General features: G+C 71.6%; 18 protein-coding genes. 12 read left to right on the forward strand and 6 right to left on the reverse strand.

Translation table 11 applies throughout. The features are described 5' to 3' along the window. Nucleotides 1-3 precede the first annotated feature (3 nt). The 4 genes from FHU40_RS23465 to FHU40_RS23480 are packed head-to-tail and all read right to left on the reverse strand — an operon-like array spanning nt 4 to nt 4,887. Entirely contained in the window at nt 4-2,226 is a 2,223-nt protein-coding gene (locus FHU40_RS23465) for a hypothetical protein (protein WP_183594929.1), read from the reverse strand. Then, nucleotides 2,223-3,146 carry an NAD-dependent epimerase/dehydratase family protein gene (locus FHU40_RS23470; RefSeq protein ID WP_183594930.1) on the reverse strand — a complete coding sequence of 308 codons (924 nt, stop codon included), beginning with the start codon at nt 3,144-3,146 and terminating at the stop codon, nt 2,223-2,225. The genes FHU40_RS23465 and FHU40_RS23470 overlap by 4 nt, the downstream gene beginning before the upstream one ends. Then, on the reverse strand, nt 3,143-4,165 hold the full coding sequence (locus FHU40_RS23475) for a glycosyltransferase (protein WP_343058010.1): 1,023 nt from the start codon (nt 4,163-4,165) through the stop codon (nt 3,143-3,145). The genes FHU40_RS23470 and FHU40_RS23475 overlap by 4 nt, the downstream gene beginning before the upstream one ends. Then, on the reverse strand, nt 4,162-4,887 hold the full coding sequence (locus FHU40_RS23480) for a class I SAM-dependent methyltransferase (RefSeq protein WP_183594931.1): 726 nt from the start codon (nt 4,885-4,887) through the stop codon (nt 4,162-4,164). Before FHU40_RS23480 ends, FHU40_RS23475 begins: the two co-directional genes overlap by 4 nt. A 189-nt stretch (nt 4,888-5,076) precedes the next feature. On the opposite strand from FHU40_RS23480, the gene FHU40_RS23485 reads away from it, so the two are divergent. Together FHU40_RS23485 and FHU40_RS23490 are read left to right on the forward strand one after the other, a co-directional pair. Then, nucleotides 5,077-5,601 (forward strand): SigE family RNA polymerase sigma factor, encoded by a 525-nt coding sequence (locus tag FHU40_RS23485; RefSeq protein ID WP_221200221.1) that lies wholly within the window; start codon nt 5,077-5,079, stop codon nt 5,599-5,601. Further along, on the forward strand, nt 5,598-6,569 hold the full coding sequence (locus FHU40_RS23490; protein ID WP_183594932.1) for a TlpA family protein disulfide reductase: 972 nt from the start codon (nt 5,598-5,600) through the stop codon (nt 6,567-6,569). The genes FHU40_RS23485 and FHU40_RS23490 overlap by 4 nt, the downstream gene beginning before the upstream one ends. Before the next feature lie 87 nt (nt 6,570-6,656). Here the strand turns inward: FHU40_RS23490 and FHU40_RS23495 are convergent, their stop codons facing one another. Then, nucleotides 6,657-7,325, reverse strand: coding sequence for an ion channel (locus tag FHU40_RS23495; RefSeq protein ID WP_343058011.1), 669 nt, complete (start codon nt 7,323-7,325; stop codon nt 6,657-6,659). Then, complete coding sequence (locus tag FHU40_RS23500) at nt 7,322-7,870, reverse strand: DUF1707 SHOCT-like domain-containing protein (protein WP_183594933.1); 549 nt, start codon at nt 7,868-7,870, stop codon at nt 7,322-7,324. Before FHU40_RS23500 ends, FHU40_RS23495 begins: the two co-directional genes overlap by 4 nt. Before the next feature lie 261 nt (nt 7,871-8,131). Between FHU40_RS23500 and FHU40_RS23505 the strand changes: the two genes are divergently transcribed. The 10 genes from FHU40_RS23505 to FHU40_RS23550 all read left to right on the forward strand — a co-directional run bounded on the left by FHU40_RS23505 (nt 8,132) and on the right by FHU40_RS23550 (nt 18,099). Beyond that, the gene (locus FHU40_RS23505) at nt 8,132-8,461 is read left to right on the forward strand and encodes a GIY-YIG nuclease family protein (protein WP_183594934.1); all 330 of its coding nucleotides are present in this window, start codon (nt 8,132-8,134) and stop codon (nt 8,459-8,461) included. 224 nt (nt 8,462-8,685) lie between these two features. Continuing rightward, nucleotides 8,686-9,459: an MlaE family ABC transporter permease gene (locus tag FHU40_RS23510; RefSeq protein ID WP_425490218.1), complete on the forward strand. Its 774-nt coding sequence runs from the start codon at nt 8,686-8,688 to the stop codon at nt 9,457-9,459. Nucleotides 9,460-9,462: 3 nt separating this feature from the next. Next, a complete protein-coding gene (locus FHU40_RS23515) occupies nt 9,463-10,302 on the forward strand; it encodes an MlaE family ABC transporter permease (RefSeq protein WP_183594935.1) in 840 nt (279 codons plus the stop codon). 10 nt (nt 10,303-10,312) lie between these two features. After that, nucleotides 10,313-11,638 carry an MCE family protein gene (locus FHU40_RS23520; RefSeq protein ID WP_183594936.1) on the forward strand — a complete coding sequence of 442 codons (1,326 nt, stop codon included), beginning with the start codon at nt 10,313-10,315 and terminating at the stop codon, nt 11,636-11,638. Beyond that, entirely contained in the window at nt 11,638-12,726 is a 1,089-nt protein-coding gene (locus tag FHU40_RS23525) for an MCE family protein (RefSeq protein WP_183594937.1), read from the forward strand. The genes FHU40_RS23520 and FHU40_RS23525 overlap by 1 nt, the downstream gene beginning before the upstream one ends. Then, nucleotides 12,723-13,718 (forward strand): MCE family protein, encoded by a 996-nt coding sequence (locus FHU40_RS23530; protein WP_252275324.1) that lies wholly within the window; start codon nt 12,723-12,725, stop codon nt 13,716-13,718. Before FHU40_RS23525 ends, FHU40_RS23530 begins: the two co-directional genes overlap by 4 nt. A gap of 1 nt (nt 13,719) precedes the next feature. Then, complete coding sequence (locus FHU40_RS23535; protein WP_183594938.1) at nt 13,720-14,904, forward strand: MCE family protein; 1,185 nt, start codon at nt 13,720-13,722, stop codon at nt 14,902-14,904. Further along, entirely contained in the window at nt 14,901-16,328 is a 1,428-nt protein-coding gene (locus FHU40_RS23540; protein WP_343058012.1) for an MCE family protein, read from the forward strand. Before FHU40_RS23535 ends, FHU40_RS23540 begins: the two co-directional genes overlap by 4 nt. Then, nucleotides 16,325-17,590 carry an MlaD family protein gene (locus FHU40_RS23545; protein WP_183594939.1) on the forward strand — a complete coding sequence of 422 codons (1,266 nt, stop codon included), beginning with the start codon at nt 16,325-16,327 and terminating at the stop codon, nt 17,588-17,590. Before FHU40_RS23540 ends, FHU40_RS23545 begins: the two co-directional genes overlap by 4 nt. Then, nucleotides 17,587-18,099, forward strand: a complete 513-nt coding sequence (locus FHU40_RS23550) for a hypothetical protein (RefSeq protein WP_183594940.1) — start codon at nt 17,587-17,589, stop codon at nt 18,097-18,099. Before FHU40_RS23545 ends, FHU40_RS23550 begins: the two co-directional genes overlap by 4 nt. The last annotated feature ends 165 nt before the right edge of the window (nt 18,100-18,264 follow it).

Genomic DNA, 18,264 nt, shown 5'->3' on the forward strand with positions numbered 1-18,264 from the left:
CGGCTACCCGGACGACCTGACCGCGAAGCCCGAGTCGCGCCGACCCGGCGGGCGGGGCGGCCGGCCCGGGAGCCCGGATCGGTCGCGGCGGCGTCGCACCGCGTGGACCAGCGCCCAGGCCAGGCCGAGCAGGACCGCCGCACCGAGCGCGGCCAGCTCCAGGCGCCACCCGGGCGGCCGGAACAGCACGGTCACGGTGCTGCCGTCGTCGTCGGGCGACAGCGCGACCCGGACCAGGTGCCCGCCCAGCGGGTCGCCGAGGGTCGCGCCGTCCACCTCATAGCCCGGCCAGGCGATCCGGCTCAGCACCACGCTCGCGTCGGGGCCGACCTCGTCGACGACGAAGGTCGTGGCGGTCTCGGTGCGGGCGACCTCGTGGACCCGGGTGCCCGGGGACGACCAGACGATGCCACCGGCGGTCGGCAGCGGGCGGTCACGCACCCAGGTCACCACGGTGTCCTCGCCCTCGTCGCCGACGACGTGCCACCCGGCCGGCGGGCTCGCCGTGCGTGCGACCGGAAGGTCGACCAGGACCAGCGTGCTGATCGAGTGCAGGTCGACCCAGGGCTGCCCCGTGGTCGGCTCGACCTCGAAGATCCGGTCGAGCGCCTCGGGACAGGCGTCTCCGTTGAACCGCACGCAGAAGCGGTTGTTGTACGCCCGGAAGCCCATCGGGGTGTAGCCGTTGTGCACCGGCTTGCCGGTGAGGTCCCAGAGGCTGCCGGGCAGCACCGACCGGCTGATCTCGGGATGCTCCTCGAGCACCTCGGGGCTCAGCCCGATGACGAACACGTCGCCCGCGGCGCCCGGCAGCAGGTCGGCGTACGCCGAGAGCTCGCCCGGCGACCCGCGCTGCCCCCCGAGCCCGGCGGGCTGGGCGGTCAGCTGCAGCACGGCGAGCCCCACCGACGCGGCGATCATCACCGCGGGCACCAGCCGTCGACGCGGCGTCGCGACGAAGGTCGCCACCACGGCGACCACCACCGCCGCGCCGGCGCCCGCCTGCAGCCACGCCGAGCTCGGCCACAGCAGCGCCGCGCCGACCGTTGCGGCCGCGACCCACAGCAGGCTGAGCCCGAGCCGCAGCCGGCTCGGCCGACCGGCCACCGCCCGGTCCAGCGCCCGGTCGAGGAGCACGACGAGCAGCAGCACCCCGGTCAGGGTGACCATCGCCATCACCCGGCCCGGCATCCGGATCGGTCCCATGTAATAGGGCAGCAGCGTCCAGACGACCGCCAGGGCGAGCGGCACGACCAGGGAGACCAGCGACCGCCAGTCGTGCCGCAGCCTGGCGTAGACCACCCAGCACGCGAGCGGGAGGAACCACGCGACGTAGGTGAAGGTGACCTGGTCGGCTCCGAGCCCGGGGTCGTCGAGGAGGCTGACGGTGGGGGAGACGGTTGTCGGGTGCCCGGCCAGGAGCGTGGTCACCGGCTCCATCTCCAGGAATCCGGGGCCCTCGACCTCCCACCCCCGGCGCCAGGTGACCGACGCGGTCAGGATGCCCGGCAGGTAGACGGTGATGCAGAGCAGCCCGACGTAGCCGCCGGTCACCAGCAGCCGGCGCACGCCCGGCCAGTCGCGGAGCAGCAGCGCCTCGAGCAGCAGGCCCACCAGCACGAGGCCGAGGTACATGGTGCCGAAGACGTAGCCGGTCGTGACGAGCACGAACGTCGACACCAGCAGCGGCCACGGGTTGGCGCCTGCGACGGTACGCCGTGCTGCCCACCACGCCCACGGCACCAGGGCGGCCACCAGCTGCCCCGCGATCCAGCGCGGGGCGTCGGCCGACAGGGTGAAGCCACCGAGCTGCACGGCCACAGCCGCGACGGCGGCGAGCCCGGGGCGTACGCCGTACCCGCGGGCGAGCAGGTAGCAGCCGGTCACCGCGAGCGCGGCGATGGCGAGCTTGACGAGGGTCACGTAGACGACCAGCTGCGGCGCCACAGCGGCGCCGACGCCGATCAGCCAGGAGAGCGGGCTGTAGAGGCCCTCCTGACCCTCGGCGAGGGGGTTGCCGGCGCTCGCCGTCTGCACGTCGAGCATCGGCCACCGGCCGTGCAGGAGCGCCTCGCCGAGGTGGTGGAACCACCCGTAGTAGGCGTTCTGGGTGTCGCCCTGGAAGTAGTGGCGCGGGTCGAGCAGCAGCGGGTACAGCCAGACCAGGCAGACGGCGCCGAGCGCGACCGCCAGCCAGCCCAGGTCGGTGCGGTGGCGGCGGATCATCCGCCGGCCCGGGTCGACCGGCCCGCGGCCGAGCGGGTGCGCGCCGCGACGTCGTCGGCGGTCGCGCGCAGACCGGCGGCGAAGGGGGTCCGTGCCATGGCGTCGACCTCGGGCCACACCACCGACCGGAGTCGCAGGTCGCGCACCTGACCTCCGGCGGCCTGCCGGGTCGAGAGCCGGGGGTGGCGGCGCAGCACCCGGGTCGCCTCGGCCACCACCGCGGCGATCGAGGCAGCTCGCCCCGACGCGAGCACCTTCGTCACGGTGGTCCCCGGCGGCTCGGCGTCGAGCAGGTCGAGCCCGGCGACGATCATCGCCGCCGCGTCGTCGACGAACAGGTAGTCGCGGAGCGTGTCGAGCGAGACGTGCACGTTGAGCGTGCGGCGGGTCTCGTGGGCCAGGCAGAGCTGGGCGATCAGGCCCTGGGGCTTGGACAGGTCCTGCCCCGGTCCGTAGAGGTTCGAGATCCGGCCCACCAGCAGCCGGGTGCCGCGGGCCGTCAGCAGGCCCGCGAGCTCCTCCATGTCGAGCTTCGCGACGCCGTACGGCGCGAGCGCGGCCACCGTCGATCCCTCGTCGAACGGCGGCGGGTCGGGCGAGCCGGCGTACAGGCCACCGGCCGAGGAGGCCAGGAACATGCTCGCGGGCGGGTGCGTCAGCGTGCCCACGAAGGCGCCGAAGAGCCGCACCTCCGCGGCCAGCTCCGCCGCAGGGGTCGCGACGACGCCGGCCCCGGCGCACCAGGCGAGCCGCCAGCCGCTGCGCGCGCCGACGATCTCGGCCGCGTGGCGGAGCGCGCCCAGCGCGGCGGCGTGGTCGGCCCACGGGACGGCGACGGTGTGCACGTCGTCCCCGGTCGCTCGCAGTCGCTCCTCGACGTGGCCGCCGAGGAGTCCGCGTCCCACCAGCAGCGTCGTCACGAGGGCTCCGGCTCCTCGACCGGCAGCGGCTCCTCCTCGTCGGCGCCCAGCGGTCCCTCCTGGCTGTCGCCGACGATCAGGTACAGCGGCCGGCCCATCGCCATGTGCACCGCGACCCCGACGTACTCCGCGATCACGCCCAGCGCGAGCAGGATCGTGCCGGAGCTGATCAGGCCGACGACCGCGAGCGAGGTCCAGCCCGCCGGGTGGATGGAGTGCCGCAGCCGCATCCACATCAGCACCACGGCCAGCGCGAAGCCGATGGTCGCGAACAGCAGCCCGAGCACGCTCACCGCCCGCAGCAGCCGGGTGCCGCCGGTGAGCACCGAGTGCCAGTAGTGCGAGAGCAGGGTGCGGAGCCGGTATCCGGAGGCGCGCTCGCCCTCGGAGCGCAGCCGCACGGGGCAGGTGGTGATCCGCCGGGCCACCCAGCCGAGCGCGACGTCGAGGTAGGCGCCGGGCCCGGCGTACGCCGCGACGCTGCGGGCGACCTCGCCGAGCACCAGGCGGTAGCTGTGGAAGCTGCCCGCGTCCCGGTTGCCGGTCAGCCAGCGCAGCGTCCGCTTGGCCCACCGGGACGACACGTTGCGGAACGCCCCGTGCGGGGCGGGGTTCACCGGTGCCGCGTAGACCACGTCGGCCCGGTCCGCCATCGCGCGGTCGAGCATCGGGCCGAGGTACGCCGGATCGTGCTGGCCGTCCTCGTCCAGGGTCGCCACCCAGTCGCCGCCGGAGGACGCCATGCCGGCGAGGGTCGCGGCGTGCTGACCGAAGTTGCGGCTCAGCCAGACCGGGCGGACCCAGTCGTGGGCGGCGGCCAGCCGGCGGATCACGACGTCGGAGTCGTCGGGCCCGCAGTCGTGGACGAGCAGCACCTCCGCGACCCGTGCCGTACGACCCGCGGGCGTGCGGAAGGCCGTCGTCAACGGCGCGAGCTCGGCGACCAGGGCGTCGAGGGTGTCGGCGCCGCGGTACACGGGGACGACGACCGACAGCGCGTGCTCCCGCGACCCGATCACGACGCCGCCTCCTTGCGCGCGGCCACGACCACCGACGAGCCGAACGGCAGGTCCCAGCGGGGGAGCAGCCGGCGGTCCAGGCCGGCGGCCGCCAGCAGGACCTTCTCGACCGTCGGCCCGGTCTGCGGTAGTCGCGGGACGCCGTCGGCCGAGGCCTCTCGAGACCCGTCGCGCAGCACGCGGGAGCGCAGCCGATCGGCGGCGAAGAACGGGAAGGTGCCCGCGAACAGGTACGTCGCGCGCAGGACGTCCAGCCCCTGGGCCTCGACCGCGGCGACGAGGCGCCGCCGGGTGTAGCGGCGATGGTGCCGGTTCTGCACGTCGAAGTCCGACCAGGCCCACTGGTAGGCCGGCACGCTCACCAGCAGGCGGCCCCCGGGCGTCAGGACTCGGGTCAGCTCGGCCAGGGCGGCCGCCTCCGGCTCGCAGTGCTCGACGACGTCGAAGGCGGCGACCACGTCGAACGTCGCGTCGGCGAACGGCAGCCGCATCGCGGAGGCACACACGTCACCCGGCGCGAGGCCGCGCCGGTCGAGGTCGACCGCCACCCGACGGGCTCCCGGTGCGAGCCACCCGACGCTCGGCCCGTCGGCGCTGCCGACGTCCAGGACGGCGGCGGGTCTGCCGACGTAGCGGCCCACAGCGGCGCGCAGCAGGTCCGCGCGGGCCCGGTACCACCAGTAGTCAGGCTGCGCGATCGAGGGCGAACCGACGCTGCCCATGGGTACATGGTGCCCCCTGGGCCCAGCCCAGCGCCCGCTCCCGCGTGTCCGGCGCGTCAGAACGGCGCCGGTGAGGCGTGCCGGCGCCACGTTGGAGCACCGGCACCCCAACAGAGGCTCAGGCGACGAAATGCTCGCATTCGAGGGACATCGACGAACCTTCGGCGGTGAGGAAGCATCCTTCTGGGTGTGAGTAGTCGAGACCCGGGATTCGAGGAGTTCTATGCGGCTCACGCGTCCCGGATGGTGAAGGTCGCGTACTCGATCGTCCGCGACAAGCACGCCGCTGAAGACGTGGTCCAGGCGGCGTTCGTGAAGGCATTCGCCGCATGGTGGAGGGTGCGCCGAGCTGACGACCCGGTCGCCTACACGAGGCGCATCGTCGTCAACACCGCGCTGGCGCACCTGCGCAAGCCCGCGCGGCGCTTCGAGCACTCTCGTGCAGAGGTCCCTGACCGGCCGGCGGCCCAGCCGGACGTCATGGGAACCGGCCCAGGGGAGGTGTGGGACCTGCTGGGACAGTTGCCGCCCAGGCGACGGGCGATCGTGGTGCTGCGCTACTTCGAGGGTCTGTCCGAACGGGAGATCGCAGACGTTCTGGGATGTCGGCCCGGGACCGTGAAGTCTCAGGCCTCCGCAGCGTTGAGGACACTCCGCGATCGGCTCGGGACTCACGATGCCGAACGCGACTCCGGGAGAGGACATCGGTCATGAACGTGGAGGAACGGGTCCAGGCCGCCGTCGAGAGCATCGACGTCCGGCCGCGTGATGTCGGAACGGTCATTCTCGAGGGGCGACGTCGTCGTCGCCGGATTCGAACGATCTCCGGCCTGGTGAGCGCTGTCGGAGCGGTGCTGATCATCGCCGTTCTGACCAGCATCGTTGCGGCTCCGTCCGCCGATCGGGGGGCTCCCCCTGCCGTGCGGCCGAGCGACAGTCCGTCCGCACTGGAAACACCGCGACCCGATCGCGGTTCTCACGAGGCTGTCGAGACCGTCCCGCTCGGTCAGCGTGGTGCACCGATCGATCTTGCTGGGACCACGACATCCGGAACCACGCTTGACCTCGCCGACCTACGTGGGCACGTCGTCGTGGTCTGGATCTGGGGTTCCTGGTGCACGCCATGCCGCGAGATGCTGCCGATGATCAACACCCTCGCTCAGCGCACCGACATCCAGGTGGTCGGAGTCGCGTTCGATGAGCCCTCGCGGGAGGGATTCCGGGCTGAAGAGGTGTCGCTAGGCGTCGGGTTCGACTCGATCGTCAACCCGAGCGACGACATGCTGACGGCATTGACGGAGGGTCGGGATCGGGTCGCGCCGACGCTGATGTTCCTGGACCGCGATGGACGCGTAGCCGCGACTGCCGTCGGCGACTTCGACGCCGGACCCACCCTCGACGAGGTCATCACGAGAGTGTCCGAGGAGCCTGACGTTCCCTCATCTCCGCTCCCGAGTCTGCTGGTGGTTCGGAACTCCACGCCAGGCCCGATCTGGATCAACTTCGCGAATGGCAACAGGGCCAGCCTTGAGCCGGGGAAGGAGTTGCGGTTGGGGTCGGTTGAAGTGTGCTCGTCGATGCCGCTCAGCGCCACGACGGTCGATGGTGAGGTCCTCGACACCTACGACGAGGAATGCGCGGGGCAGACTTGGATCGTCACATCGCATGCGCGAACCCGGTGAGCTCGGGTCGAATCGTCCGAGGTCGGTCCTTTCGGAGCGAGACTGGGCCCCCTGGACCTCGACTCGCCCCCAGCCTCGAGGCTCAGGCTAGGTGTCCGATCGCTGGCGGAGCACGGCGAGGCTGACCAACCGGGCGACCACGAGCGCGACGTAGAAGACGCCGGCGACCATCTCGACCATCACGAAGGACCGGGCATGCGCCTGGACCGGCACCACGTCGGAGAGACCGACGCTGGTGAGGGAGCTGAAGGAGAGGAAGAGCAGCTCGAACCAGCTGCGCGTGTCACCGCTGCCGGCACCGATGAACGAGCCCGGCCAGATAGCCTGGCACGCGGCGTACAGGTAGGCGAATCCCCAGGCCACGACGGTGAACGCCGCGCCCGTCGCGAACAGCTCGTCGCGGGTGACCCGGTCGTCGTGGAAGAGGTACCGGAGCATCGCGTAGGAGATGTAGAAGTAGAACGGCACGTGGAAGATCGCCGAGACCAGCACGACCACGTCGTGGTCGGGCTGCACGGCCTCCGCGATCGTCATCAGCATCGCCGGGGCGCCGAAGAGCACCGCGATCCAGGTGAGCGCGGGGGTCGGACGGACGGCGGCCAGTGCGGCCAGCACGATGCCGAGCTGCACCACGCCGACCACGGCGCGGCCCCCGGCGGTGGAGTCCAGGAACGGGTAGGCGAGCACGGCGACGAGCTGGGCCGCGAGCAGGACGGCCGACGGATGGGTGCGCACCGTCTCCCAGCGCAGGATCACCGGCCCCAGCTCTTCCGGCGCAGGTCCTTGTCGCGCTTGCGCTCCAGTCGGCGGATCTCGCCGTCGACGATCTCCTGGCGGGTGGTCGCGGTGCGGATCAGGTGCAGCAGGCTGAAGACGATCACGAAGACCGGCCAGAAGAAGTACGGGTTGAAGCCGCCGTCGCGGAAGCTGGTCGCGAGCCAGATGCCGGTGGTGAGGGTGCTCGCCCCGACGAACGAGAACACCGCCTCGCGCCGCTTCGAGCGCCAGTGCTGGTGGGCCAGCTGCTCCAGGTCGCTCCGCGAGGTGCCGACCAGGCTGCCGCCGGGCACCGGCTTCGCCGGCACCAGGTCGCGGAGCAGCGGGTCGATGTCGCCCAGGGTCCGCACCGTCCGCGCGGCGTCGCTGCGCTCGTCGAACTCGTCACGGTCGAGCCGGCCGTCGGCGTAGGCCTCGGAGAGGACCTGCAGCAGGATCGACCGGTCCTGATCGGAGGCGCGCAGTGCCTGGTACTGCCGATCGCGCGGGTCGCGGGTGAACGACGACCACACCTCCCTGTCCACGCGGCCATCGTAGGAGAGTGGTGGTTTCGAGGCTCAGGCCTGGCGGCCTTCGCACCTCAACCACCGTGGAACCGGGCTCGTCGGGTGAGGTGGTTTCGAGGCTCAGGCCTGGCGGCCTTCGCACCTCAACCGCCGTAGTCCCGGTGGTTGAGGTGCGAGGCGCGCCAGCGCCGAGCCTCGAAACCACCCGACTGGCCACCGTCGTCCACAGGCGAGCGATCGCCGGTTGCCCGGGGCACGGCTCCGGCCGAGGCTGGCGGGGTGCCGTACACCTACATCGTCCGCTGCGCCGACGACACCTACTACGTCGGCAGCACCTGGGACGTCGAGGCGCGCGTGTGGCAGCACAACAGCCCCGACCTGGGGGCGACGTACACCCGGAGCCGGCGGCCCGTGACCCTCGTCTGGTCGTGCTGGTTCGACTCGATCGAGCAGGCCTTCGCGTACGAGAAGCGGGTCCAGGGGTGGAGCCGGAGGAAGCGAGAGGCGCTGATCCGGGGCGAGTACGACGCCCTGCCGGATCTGTCGCGGCGGGCGGCCGTGCAGCGGCGGGCCGCCGAGCGTGACGGTGGTTTCGAGGCTCAGGCGTAGGACGCCTTCGCACCTCAACCACCGTGTGGGCGCGGCGGGTTTCGAGGCTCAGGCGTAGAACGCCTTCGCACCTCAACCACCGACCGCCACCGGGGTGCGTCACCTCCGGGGAGGAGCGTCGTTGACGGGGAGAACGGGTTCTAGCTGGGAGCGCTCGACCCGTTGCGCGAAATGAGAACACGTTCTAATCTGCAGGCGGTCTAGACCAGTTGGGGAGGTGAAGCGTGGCGTTCTCCGCTGCGTCGGTGGTCCGTGGCCCCGGTGAGATCGCGGTGATGGTCATCGAGGTGACCAGGCGGATCCTCACCCGGCCGTTCCAGCTCCGCGAGTTCGTGGAGCAGGCGTGGTTCATCACGAGCGTCACGCTGGTGCCGACGATCCTGGTCTCGATCCCGTTCGGCGCTGTGATCTCGCTGCAGGTCGGCAACCTGACGGGGCAGCTGGGCGCACAGTCGTTCGCCGGCGCCACGGCCGTGCTGGCCGTGGTCCGCGAGGCGGCGCCGATCGCGGCCGCGCTGATCATCGCCGGCGCGGCCGGCTCGGCGATCTGCTCCGACATGGGCGCCCGCAAGATCCGCGAGGAGATCGACGCCATGGAGGTGCTCGGCGTCGACCCGCTGGAGCGGCTGATCGCGCCCCGTGTCGTCGCCACCATGTTCGTCGCGGTGATGATCAACGGCATCGTGATCGGCGCCGGCATCGGCGGCGGCTACTTCTTCACGGTGATCGTGCAGGGCGGCTCCGCGGGCGCCTTCCTGTCGTCGTTCACGGCACTGGCCAGCATCAACGACCTCTACATCTCGATGGTCAAGGCGCTGGTCTTCGGCTGGCTGGCCGCGATCGTCGGCGCCTACAAGGGGCTCAACGCCGGCGGCGGCCCCAGCGGCGTCGGCCGCGCGGTCAACGAGTCGGTGATCGTCGCGTTCATGCTGCTGTTCTTCCTCAACGCCGTGATCACCGCGATCTACTTCCAAGTCGTCCCACCCCCGGGGTTGTAGGCCATGGCGAGCATCGGTGCGCTGGGCGGCTCCTTCGTCAAGGGAGGCCGCGACTCCCTCGAGCAGTACGGCGACCAGCTGCTGTTCTACGTCAAGGCGCTCGCCTGGGTGCCGCGGGCGGTGCGGCGCTATCCCCGCGAGATCGTGAACACGCTCGCCGAGGTGACCTTCGGCGCCGGCGGGCTCACGCTGATCGCCGGCACCGTCGGCGTGATCGCGTTCCTGGCGTTCTTCGCCGGCACCGAGGTCGGCATCCAGGGGTACGCGTCACTGAGCCAGATCGGCGTCGCGAAGTTCAGCGCCTTCATCTCGGCGTACTTCAACACCCGCGAGGTCGCGCCGCTGGTCTCGGCGATCGCGCTGGCCGCGACCGTCGGCTGCGGCTACACCGCCAGGCTCGGCGCGATGCGGATCTCGGAGGAGATCGACGCGCTCGAGGTGATGGGCATCCCGTCGCTGCCGTTCCTGGTCACCACCCGCATGGTGGCGGCGTTCGTCGCGGTGATCCCGCTCTACATCGTGGCGCTCTGCGCGTCGTACCTCTCGCCACGACTGATCACCACGATCATCTACGGCCAGTCGCCGGGCACCTACGACCACTACTTCCTGCAGTTCCTGCCGCCGATCGACATGGTCTGGTCGTTCGTGAAGCTGCTCTTCCTGGCGACCGCGGTCATCCTGATCCACTGCTACTACGGGTACACCGCCTCGGGTGGCCCGGCGGGCGTCGGCACCGCCGTGGGCCGGGCGATCCGCACCAGCATCGTGACGATCGTCGTCGCCGACTTCTTCCTCAGCTTCGCGATCTGGGGCTCGACCACCACCGTGCGGATCACGGGATAGGCGGCCACCGATGCTCGTGAACATCCACCACGACAGCCGGCGCGAGCACGTCCGGCTGCTGGTCGCCGGGGTCGCCTTCCTGACCGCGATCGCGCTGCTGATCGGGCTCTCGATCGCCATCTACAACAAGGCCTTCGACAAGGTCACCACGGTCACGATCCAGGCCGACCGGGCCGGACTCCAGCTCGCCAGGTTCGGCGACGTCCGGCTCCACGGCGCACTGGTCGGCCAGGTCCGCGCGATCGACCAGGACGGCAGGCAGGCGGTGATCACGGTTGCCCTGGAGCCCGACGAGGCCGAGCAGATCCCCGAGAACGTCGGCGTCGAGATCCTGCCGACGACGCTCTTCGGCCAGAAGTTCGTCTCGCTGGTGCTGCCCGACCGGCCCTCGGAGGTGCCGCTCGCCGACGGCGCCGTGATCCCCGCCGACCGGGTCGAGACGAACGTCGAGCTGAGCCGGATCCTCGCCGATCTCTTCCCGCTGCTGCGGTCGGTGCGCCCCGCCGACCTCAACGCCACCCTGAACGCGCTGGCGACGGCGCTCGGCGGCCGCGGCGAGCAGCTCGGCGAGACCATGGACGAGCTCGACGGCTACCTCGGCGAGATCGGCGACCACCTACCGACGCTGCGCCGCGACCTGGTCAAGCTCGCCGCCGTCGCCGACACCTACGACCTCGCCGCGCCCGACCTGCTCGCCGCGCTCGGCAACGTCACGACCACGAGCCGGACGATCGTCGAGAGCCGGAAGCAGCTCGGCACCTTCTTCGCGGACCTGGGCGGCGTCGCCGACACCACCACCGGGGTCCTCCGCGACAACGGGGCCAACCTGATCCGGATCGGCCAGGTCACCGAGCCGATGCTGCGGCTGCTCGCGGCCTACTCCCCGGAGTTCCCGTGCCTGATCAAGGGCGCCGCGAAGTACGCACCCCGGCTGGCCCGGACCTTCGAGGGCAACCAGGTCAAGCAGTACCTCGAGATCGGCACCCCGCAGTACCGCGCCTACGACGAGCGCGACCGCCCGACGTACGGCGAGGTCGGCCACGGGCCCTGGTGCCTCGGCCTGCCGAACCCGGAGGTGCCGGCGCCCCCGATCGCCCTCGACCAGGGCAGCGACATGGACGAGCACCCGCCCACGGCCCTGCTGCCCGACCTGCTGAACCTGAACGGGGCCGCGCTCAACCGGGTCGGCGCCGACTACTCCGGCAGTGCGGGGGAGCAGCAGATCGTCAACGGGCTGCTCGCCCAGCGCACCGGGCGCCCGGCCGACGAGTTCGGCTCGTTGGGGTCGCTGCTGTACGGACCGGTGGTCCGCCAGGCCGACGGTGGTGAGCGCTGATGTCGCGCAACTCGACCACCATCGCCGCCGGCATCAAGCTCGGCATCTTCACCGTCGTCTCGCTCCTGGTGACCGGCCTGCTGGCCGCGATCATGGGCAACGTCGGCTTCGGTGCCGGTACGACGTACCGCGCGGTCTTCAGCACGGCGTCGATGCTCGAGAAGGGCGACGACGTGCGCGTCGCCGGCGTGAGCGTCGGGGAGGTCAAGAAGGTCGAGCATCACGACCGCAGCCAGGCGCTGGTGACCTTCCGGGTCAAGGCCGACGTGCCGCTGACCACGTCGTCACGGGCGGAGATCCGGTTCCTGAACCTGGTCGGCGACCGCTACCTCGCGCTCGAGGAGGGCAGCGACCGGACTGCGCGTCCGCTCGAGCCCGGCGGCACGCTCCCGATCGCGCAGACCCGGCCGGCGCTCGACCTGACCACGCTCTTCAACGGCTTTCAGCCGCTCTTCCAGGCGCTGAACCCGCAGCAGGTCAACGACCTGAGCCTCAACCTCGTGCAGGTGCTGCAGGGCGAGGGCGGCACCGTGCAGGGCCTGCTTCGGAAGACCGCCTCGCTCACCAACACGCTCGCCGACCGCGACCGGCTGATCGGCCGGGTCGTCGACAACCTCGGCCAGACCCTGACGACCATCGACGGCCGGCACCGCCAGCTCAACGACCTCGTCATCGGCCTCAAGGGCTGGATGACCGACCTGGCCCGCGACCGCTCGACGATCGGGTCGTCGCTGGAGAGCATCTCCGACCTGACGGTGGTCGTGGCCGACCTGCTCCGGCAGGGCCGCCCGCTGATCAAGTCGGACGTCGCCAAGCTGCGCCGGCTGGCCCATCTGCTGAACCGGAAGGAGTCCCGGGCCCAGGTCGTCGAGATGCTCGACCGGCTCCCCGAGTCGATGAGCGACCAGACCCGCACCGGCACCTACGGCAGTTGGTACAACTACTACGTCTGCGGCTTCAGCGGGCGCATCACGCTGCCGGCCGGCCTCGGCGACCTCCCGGGCCTCAAGCTGCTGATCAAGGAGCTCAACCACCTCGACTTCCGGTCCACCGCACCCCGCTGCAACGGGGCGGAGGCGACGGAGTGAGCACCTCGCGCAAGTACAGCGAGGCCCGGGTACTGCGGCTGGGCGCCGTGACGCTGCTCGCGATGGCGCTGATCCTGGTCGCGGCGTTCAACCTGGGCCGGTTCCCGGGCTTCAGCGGCGGCACCTACCGCGCGGAGTTCACCGACGCCAGCGGCCTGCACCGGGGCAACATGGTGCAGGTCGGCGGCATCCGGGTCGGCCGGGTCCAGGACGTCGCGCTCGAGGACAGCAACACGGTCGTGGTCACCTTCGACGTCGACGACGGCGTGGCGTTCGGCACCGAGAGCCGCGCGTCGGTCGAGGTGCTCAACCTGCTCGGCGAGAAGTACCTCGACCTGCAGCCGGCCGGACCGGGACAGCTCGGCGAGGACGACGTGATCCCGGCCGACCGCACGGAGTCGGCGTACGACATCGTCGGCGTGTTCGGCGACCTGACCACGACGACGGAGCGGATCGACACCGAGCGGCTCGCGAAGGCGCTCGACGTCGTGGCCGACACGACCAACCAGGCGGCGCCCGAGATCGAGTCGAGCCTGCGCGGCATCGCCCGCCTGTCGCGCTCGGTCGCCGGCCGCGACCAGCAGATCCAGGCGCTGCTCGAGGGCGCGCAGGGCGTCAGCAGAGTGCTCGCGAAGCGCAGCGACGACCTGGTGTCGCTGATGCGCAACAGCGACCTGGTCTTCCAGGAGGTGCAGCAGCGCAAGGAGGCCGTGCACCTGCTGCTGGTCAACGCCCGCGACCTGGCCCGCCAGCTGAAGGGCGTCGCCGCCGACAACCGCGCCCAGATCGGGCCCGCACTCCAGGAGGTCGACGACCTGCTCTCGCTGCTCAACGCCAAGGAGAAGGAGCTCAAGGCGACGCTCAACGCCCTCGGCCCGTACGTCGACATCCTCAGCAACATCATCGGCACCGGCCCGTGGTTCGACGCCTACGCGTCCAACCTGCTCGCGATCCCGACCGGCGAGTTCGTCCCGACCAGGCTGGAGGACTGACATGGCCGTGCTGCCCGACCGGCTCAACACCTTCGCCGGCCGCGTGCTCGCCGGGGTGCTGACCCTCGTGCTCGTCTCCGGCATCTACTTCTTCGCGGTCGACGACGACACCGAGACCAAGACCGTCACCGCCCACTTCCCGCGCGCGGTCAGCATCTACCGCGGCAGCGACGTGCGGATCCTGGGCGTCAACGTCGGCCGGGTGACCGCGGTCGTGCCGGAGGGCAACTCGGTGCGGGTCGACCTGGAGTACGACGCGGCGTACGACGTGCCCGCCGACGCCAAGGCCGCCATCGTCACCCCCACGCTGGTCGCCGACCGTTTCGTGCAGCTCACCCCGGCGTACCAGCAGGGCGACGAGCCGATGGCCGACGGGGCCGACATCCCGCTGCCCGAGACCGCCGTGCCCGTCGAGCTCGACCGGATCTACGCGAGCCTGCGCGACCTCTCCGAGGCACTCGGCCCCAACGGCGTCAACCGCGACGGCACGCTCGACCACGTCCTGCGGGCCGGGGCGAAGGCACTCGACGGCAAGGGCGAACTCGGCAACGAGATGCTCCGGGAGCTCTCGGCGGCCGCCGAGACGTTCGGCGACGGGAGCGGCCCGCTCTTCGAGACCGTCTCGCAGCTCGCCGAGGTGACCGCGACGCTCGCCGAGAACGACCGGTTCGTCCGGGCCTTCGTCAAGGACCTGGCGGGCGTCTCCGCGCAGCTCGCGGGGGAGCGCACCGAGATCGGCCAGGCGCTGGCGGCGGTCGCCGACGCGGTCGGCACCGTGAAGGGCTTCGTGAAGGACAACCGCGAGGCGCTGGTGACCGACATCGAGAAGCTCACCCGCGTGATGCAGACGATCAACTCCGAGAAGTCCAGCCTCGACACCGCGCTGCGGATCGCGCCGACCGCGATCGGTAACCTGGGCCTGGCGTTCAACGACCAGACCGGCACGATCGGCTCGCGCATCGGCATCAGCGGCAACGTCTGGGACGCCGACGGGTTCCTCTGCGCGCTCGTCCAGAACGCCAGCATCCAGCGCAACCTCGCCGACCTCGCCTGCGGACTGTTCAAGAGCCTGCTGGAGCCGGTCGAGGACCAGGTGCCGACGATCCCGCCGGCCAGGCCGCAGGGAGCCCAGCGCTCGCCGTCGGCGCCCGGCGGGCTCGGGGCTCTGATGGGAGGCCGCTCGTGACCCGGGCCCCGCGCACCATCACGCTCCTCATGGCCCTGGTGGGCCTCGCCGTGGTCGCGGGCGGCTGCAGGTTCGACGGTGCCTACGACCTGCCGCTGCCGGGCTCGCCGGTCGACGCGGACCACTCCTTCGAGGTCACGGCCGAGTTCGCCGACATCCTCAACGTCGTGCCGCGCTCGCCGGTGATGGTCGACGACGTCACGGTCGGCGAGGTGACCGATGTCGAGCGGGTCGGCTGGCACGCCCGGATCACGATGCGCGTCAAGGACGACGTCGAGCTGCCCGACAACGCGATCGCAGACATCCGCCAGGTCAGCCTGCTCGGAGAGAAGTACGTCGCGCTCGAGGCCCCGGCCGGGCAGCGGCCGACCGGGCGGCTCTCCGACGGCGACGCCATCCCGCTGGCCGCCACCGGCCGCAACCCGGAGGTCGAGGAGGTGCTCGGCGCGCTGTCGTTCCTGCTCAGCGGCGGTGGCGTCGCCCAGCTGGGCACCATCACCCACGAGCTCAACGAGGTGATGGACGGCCGCACCGGCCGGCTGCGGCACCTGCTCGGATCGCTCGAGAGCGTGGTCGGCGCGATCGACGACCAGAAGGAGGACATCATCCGGGCGATGGAGTCGATCGCGCACCTGACGGCCACCTTGAACCGGGAGAAGAAGACGATCACCGACGCACTCGACGCCACCGGACCGGCGGTCGAGGTGCTCGCCGCCCAGCACGACGAGCTGATCTCGATGCTCTCCTCGCTCGACGAGCTGGGCCGGGTCGGCACCCGCGTGATCGGCGCCAGCAAGGACGACCTGCTCGCCTCGCTCGACCACCTGCAGCCGGTGCTCGCGCGGCTGCACGAGGCGGGCGACTCGCTCGCCCCCGGCCTGAACCTGCTGGTGAGCTTCCCCTTCCCCAAGGAGGCCGGCGACATCGTCAGGGGCGACTACGCGAACACCTCGATCCGCGCCGACATCAACCTCGAGAACGTCATCCCCAACGGCAGACCGGGCGGAGGTCTTCCGCCGGTCCTGCCCGACGTCGGCGAGGTGCTGCCGAAGGTGCAGCAGTGCCTCGAGAGCGGCGACCTGCGCGGCGACGCCTGCCTCGCCGTTCTCGACCAGCTGCGGCTCTTCAAGAACCTCCTCGCGGAGTGCACGAAGAAGCAGTACGACGCCAACCCGGTCTGCGCCGTCGTCAACGCGCTGCCCAGTGGGAGCGGCGCCGGACCCGACGTACCGGGGCTGCTGGAGGATCTCCTCGACCTGCTGAGCCCGCCCGGAGGCACCGGCTCCGGCGACGCACCGGCACCCACCGACCCGGGCGACGGGCTCGGTGGCCTCCTCGACGGCCTCGTCGGCGGCCTGGTCGGCGGTGCCACCCCGCGCCAGGCACCGCCGAGCCCGTCTGCCCTCTACGGCGGTCCGTCATGACCGGTCTGCGGATCCGGATCGGCGCGTTCCTGGTGCTCAGCGCCGTCGGCATCGTCTACATCGCCGGCTCCTACCTCGGGCTGGTCGACCGGCTCCTGGGCCGCGGCCTGACCGTGCACGCCACGCTGCCCGCCTCGGGCGGCCTCTTCGAGGGCAGCGAGGTCACCTACCGCGGGGTGAAGATCGGCAAGGTCACCCGGATGGACGCCACCGCCGAGGGTGTCACGCTCGACCTCGCGCTCCAGGACGACACGAAGCTGCCGAAGGACGCCCCGATGTACGTCCACAACCTCTCGGCGGTCGGCGAGCAGTACCTCGACTTCGAACCGGCCGACGACCGCGGACCGTACGCCGCGTCCGGCGACACCCTCACCGGCACCGCCGAGTCGCTGCCGGTCGACGAGGCCGACCTGCTCGTCGAGCTCGACCAGTTCGTGGGCTCGGTCGACAAGGAGGGCCTGCGCACGGTGGTCCGCGAGCTCGGCACCATGTTCGACGACACCGGCCGGCCGCTGCAGCGGCTGCTCGACAGCGGCAGCGAGTTCGTGCGCGAGGCGGCCGCGCACACCGACGAGACGATCCGGCTGCTCGACCGGGGCGAGCGCGTGCTCGACACCCAGCAGGGCCAGCGGGAGAACATCCGCTCGCTCGCGCGCGACCTGCGCTCCCTGACCGACACCCTCGCCGCGAGCGACGGCGACCTGCGCACCGTGCTCGACGGCACGCCGGGTACGGCACGCGAGCTCGACGCCATGCTCGACGACCTCGGGCCGACCCTCCCGGTGCTGCTCGGCAGCGCGGTCAGCGTCAACCAGGTCGTCGTCTCCCACCTCGACGGGCTCGAGCAGCTGCTGGTGACCTACCCGCGGACGATCGCCACCGGCTTCACCGGCACCCCCGGCGACGGCTACGGCCACGTCAACCTGCAGCTCGACTACAGCCAGCCGCCGTGCACCAACGGCTACCGGCCGCGTGGCGACTGGCGGCCACCCACGGACCTGTCCGACGGCCCGATCTTCCCGGCCCGGTGCGCCGACGGTCCGCCGTTCGCCATGCGCGGCTCCAACTACGCGCCCGGGTCGCCCGGCAACCCGTCGCCAGGGCGGCTCTACCGCACGGCGTACGACCCGGGCACGGGCATCGTCGAGGGTGCCGTCGACAAGCGAGGTCGGCCCGTACGATTCCTCGATCAGGGCAACCTGTCGATCCTGGGAGAGGACGCATGGAAGTGGCTCCTGGTGGGACCGGTGGTGAGCAGATGAGGCGGCCGGGGCGGCGCGGCCTCAACGTCGCGCTCGGCGCGCTCGCGGTGGTGCTCGCGGCCGCGTGCGTCTTCGGTGCGGTGCTGGTGACCCAGGAGCGCTCGGACCGGCGGCACGCCGAGGCGGAGCAGGAGCGGTACGGCGACGTGCTCGCCGCCGCGCGCCAGGAGGTCGAGGCGTTCGTCAACATCGACTACCGCAAGGCCCAGGAGAGCGTCGACGCCGTGGCCGCGGGTGCGACCGGCGAGTTCGCCGAGCAGTACGACTCCAGCGCCCAGGAGGTGCTCAAGATCCTGACCCGTGCGAAGTCGGTGATGGACGGGAAGGTGCTCTGGGCCGGCGTCGTCGACACCGACCACGACAGCGCCTCGGTCATCGTGGCCACCACCGGCACGGTCGCCAACGCCTCGACCGACAACAAGCCGGTGGCCCGGCAGTTCCGGCTCAAGGTCGACCTGGTGCTCGAGGACGGCGACTGGCTCACCAACAACGTCGAGTTCGTCCAATGAGCACGCCCCGCCGAGGAGGCTCCCGCCCGTCCGTGGGGCGTCCCCGCAAGCTCGCCGGCCGCCGCTCCGAGGAGCCGGTGGACGAGGTGCGAGGCGCGCCGGCGGAAGAGCCGGTGGTTGAGGTGCGAGGCGCGCCAGCGCCGAGCCTCGAAACCTCCGGCGGTG

Source organism: Nocardioides soli, from assembly GCF_014191495.1.
In the GTDB taxonomy this organism is placed as follows: domain Bacteria; phylum Actinomycetota; class Actinomycetes; order Propionibacteriales; family Nocardioidaceae; genus Nocardioides; species Nocardioides soli.

Bases quoted from the DNA above. Each gene is read 5' to 3' on its own strand.
- FHU40_RS23525 (WP_183594937.1), top strand. From the start codon at position 11,638: ATGTCGCGCAACTCGACCACCATCGCCGCCGGCATCAAGCTCGGCATC.
- FHU40_RS23465 (WP_183594929.1), bottom strand. From the start codon at position 2,226: ATGATCCGCCGCCACCGCACCGACCTGGGCTGGCTGGCGGTCGCGCTC.
- FHU40_RS23480 (WP_183594931.1), bottom strand. From the start codon at position 4,887: ATGGGCAGCGTCGGTTCGCCCTCGATCGCGCAGCCTGACTACTGGTGG.
- FHU40_RS23515 (WP_183594935.1), top strand. From the start codon at position 9,463: ATGGCGAGCATCGGTGCGCTGGGCGGCTCCTTCGTCAAGGGAGGCCGC.
- FHU40_RS23490 (WP_183594932.1), top strand. From the start codon at position 5,598: ATGAACGTGGAGGAACGGGTCCAGGCCGCCGTCGAGAGCATCGACGTC.
- FHU40_RS23520 (WP_183594936.1), top strand. From the start codon at position 10,313: ATGCTCGTGAACATCCACCACGACAGCCGGCGCGAGCACGTCCGGCTG.
- FHU40_RS23545 (WP_183594939.1), top strand. From the start codon at position 16,325: ATGACCGGTCTGCGGATCCGGATCGGCGCGTTCCTGGTGCTCAGCGCC.
- FHU40_RS23550 (WP_183594940.1), top strand. From the start codon at position 17,587: ATGAGGCGGCCGGGGCGGCGCGGCCTCAACGTCGCGCTCGGCGCGCTC.
- FHU40_RS23535 (WP_183594938.1), top strand. From the start codon at position 13,720: ATGGCCGTGCTGCCCGACCGGCTCAACACCTTCGCCGGCCGCGTGCTC.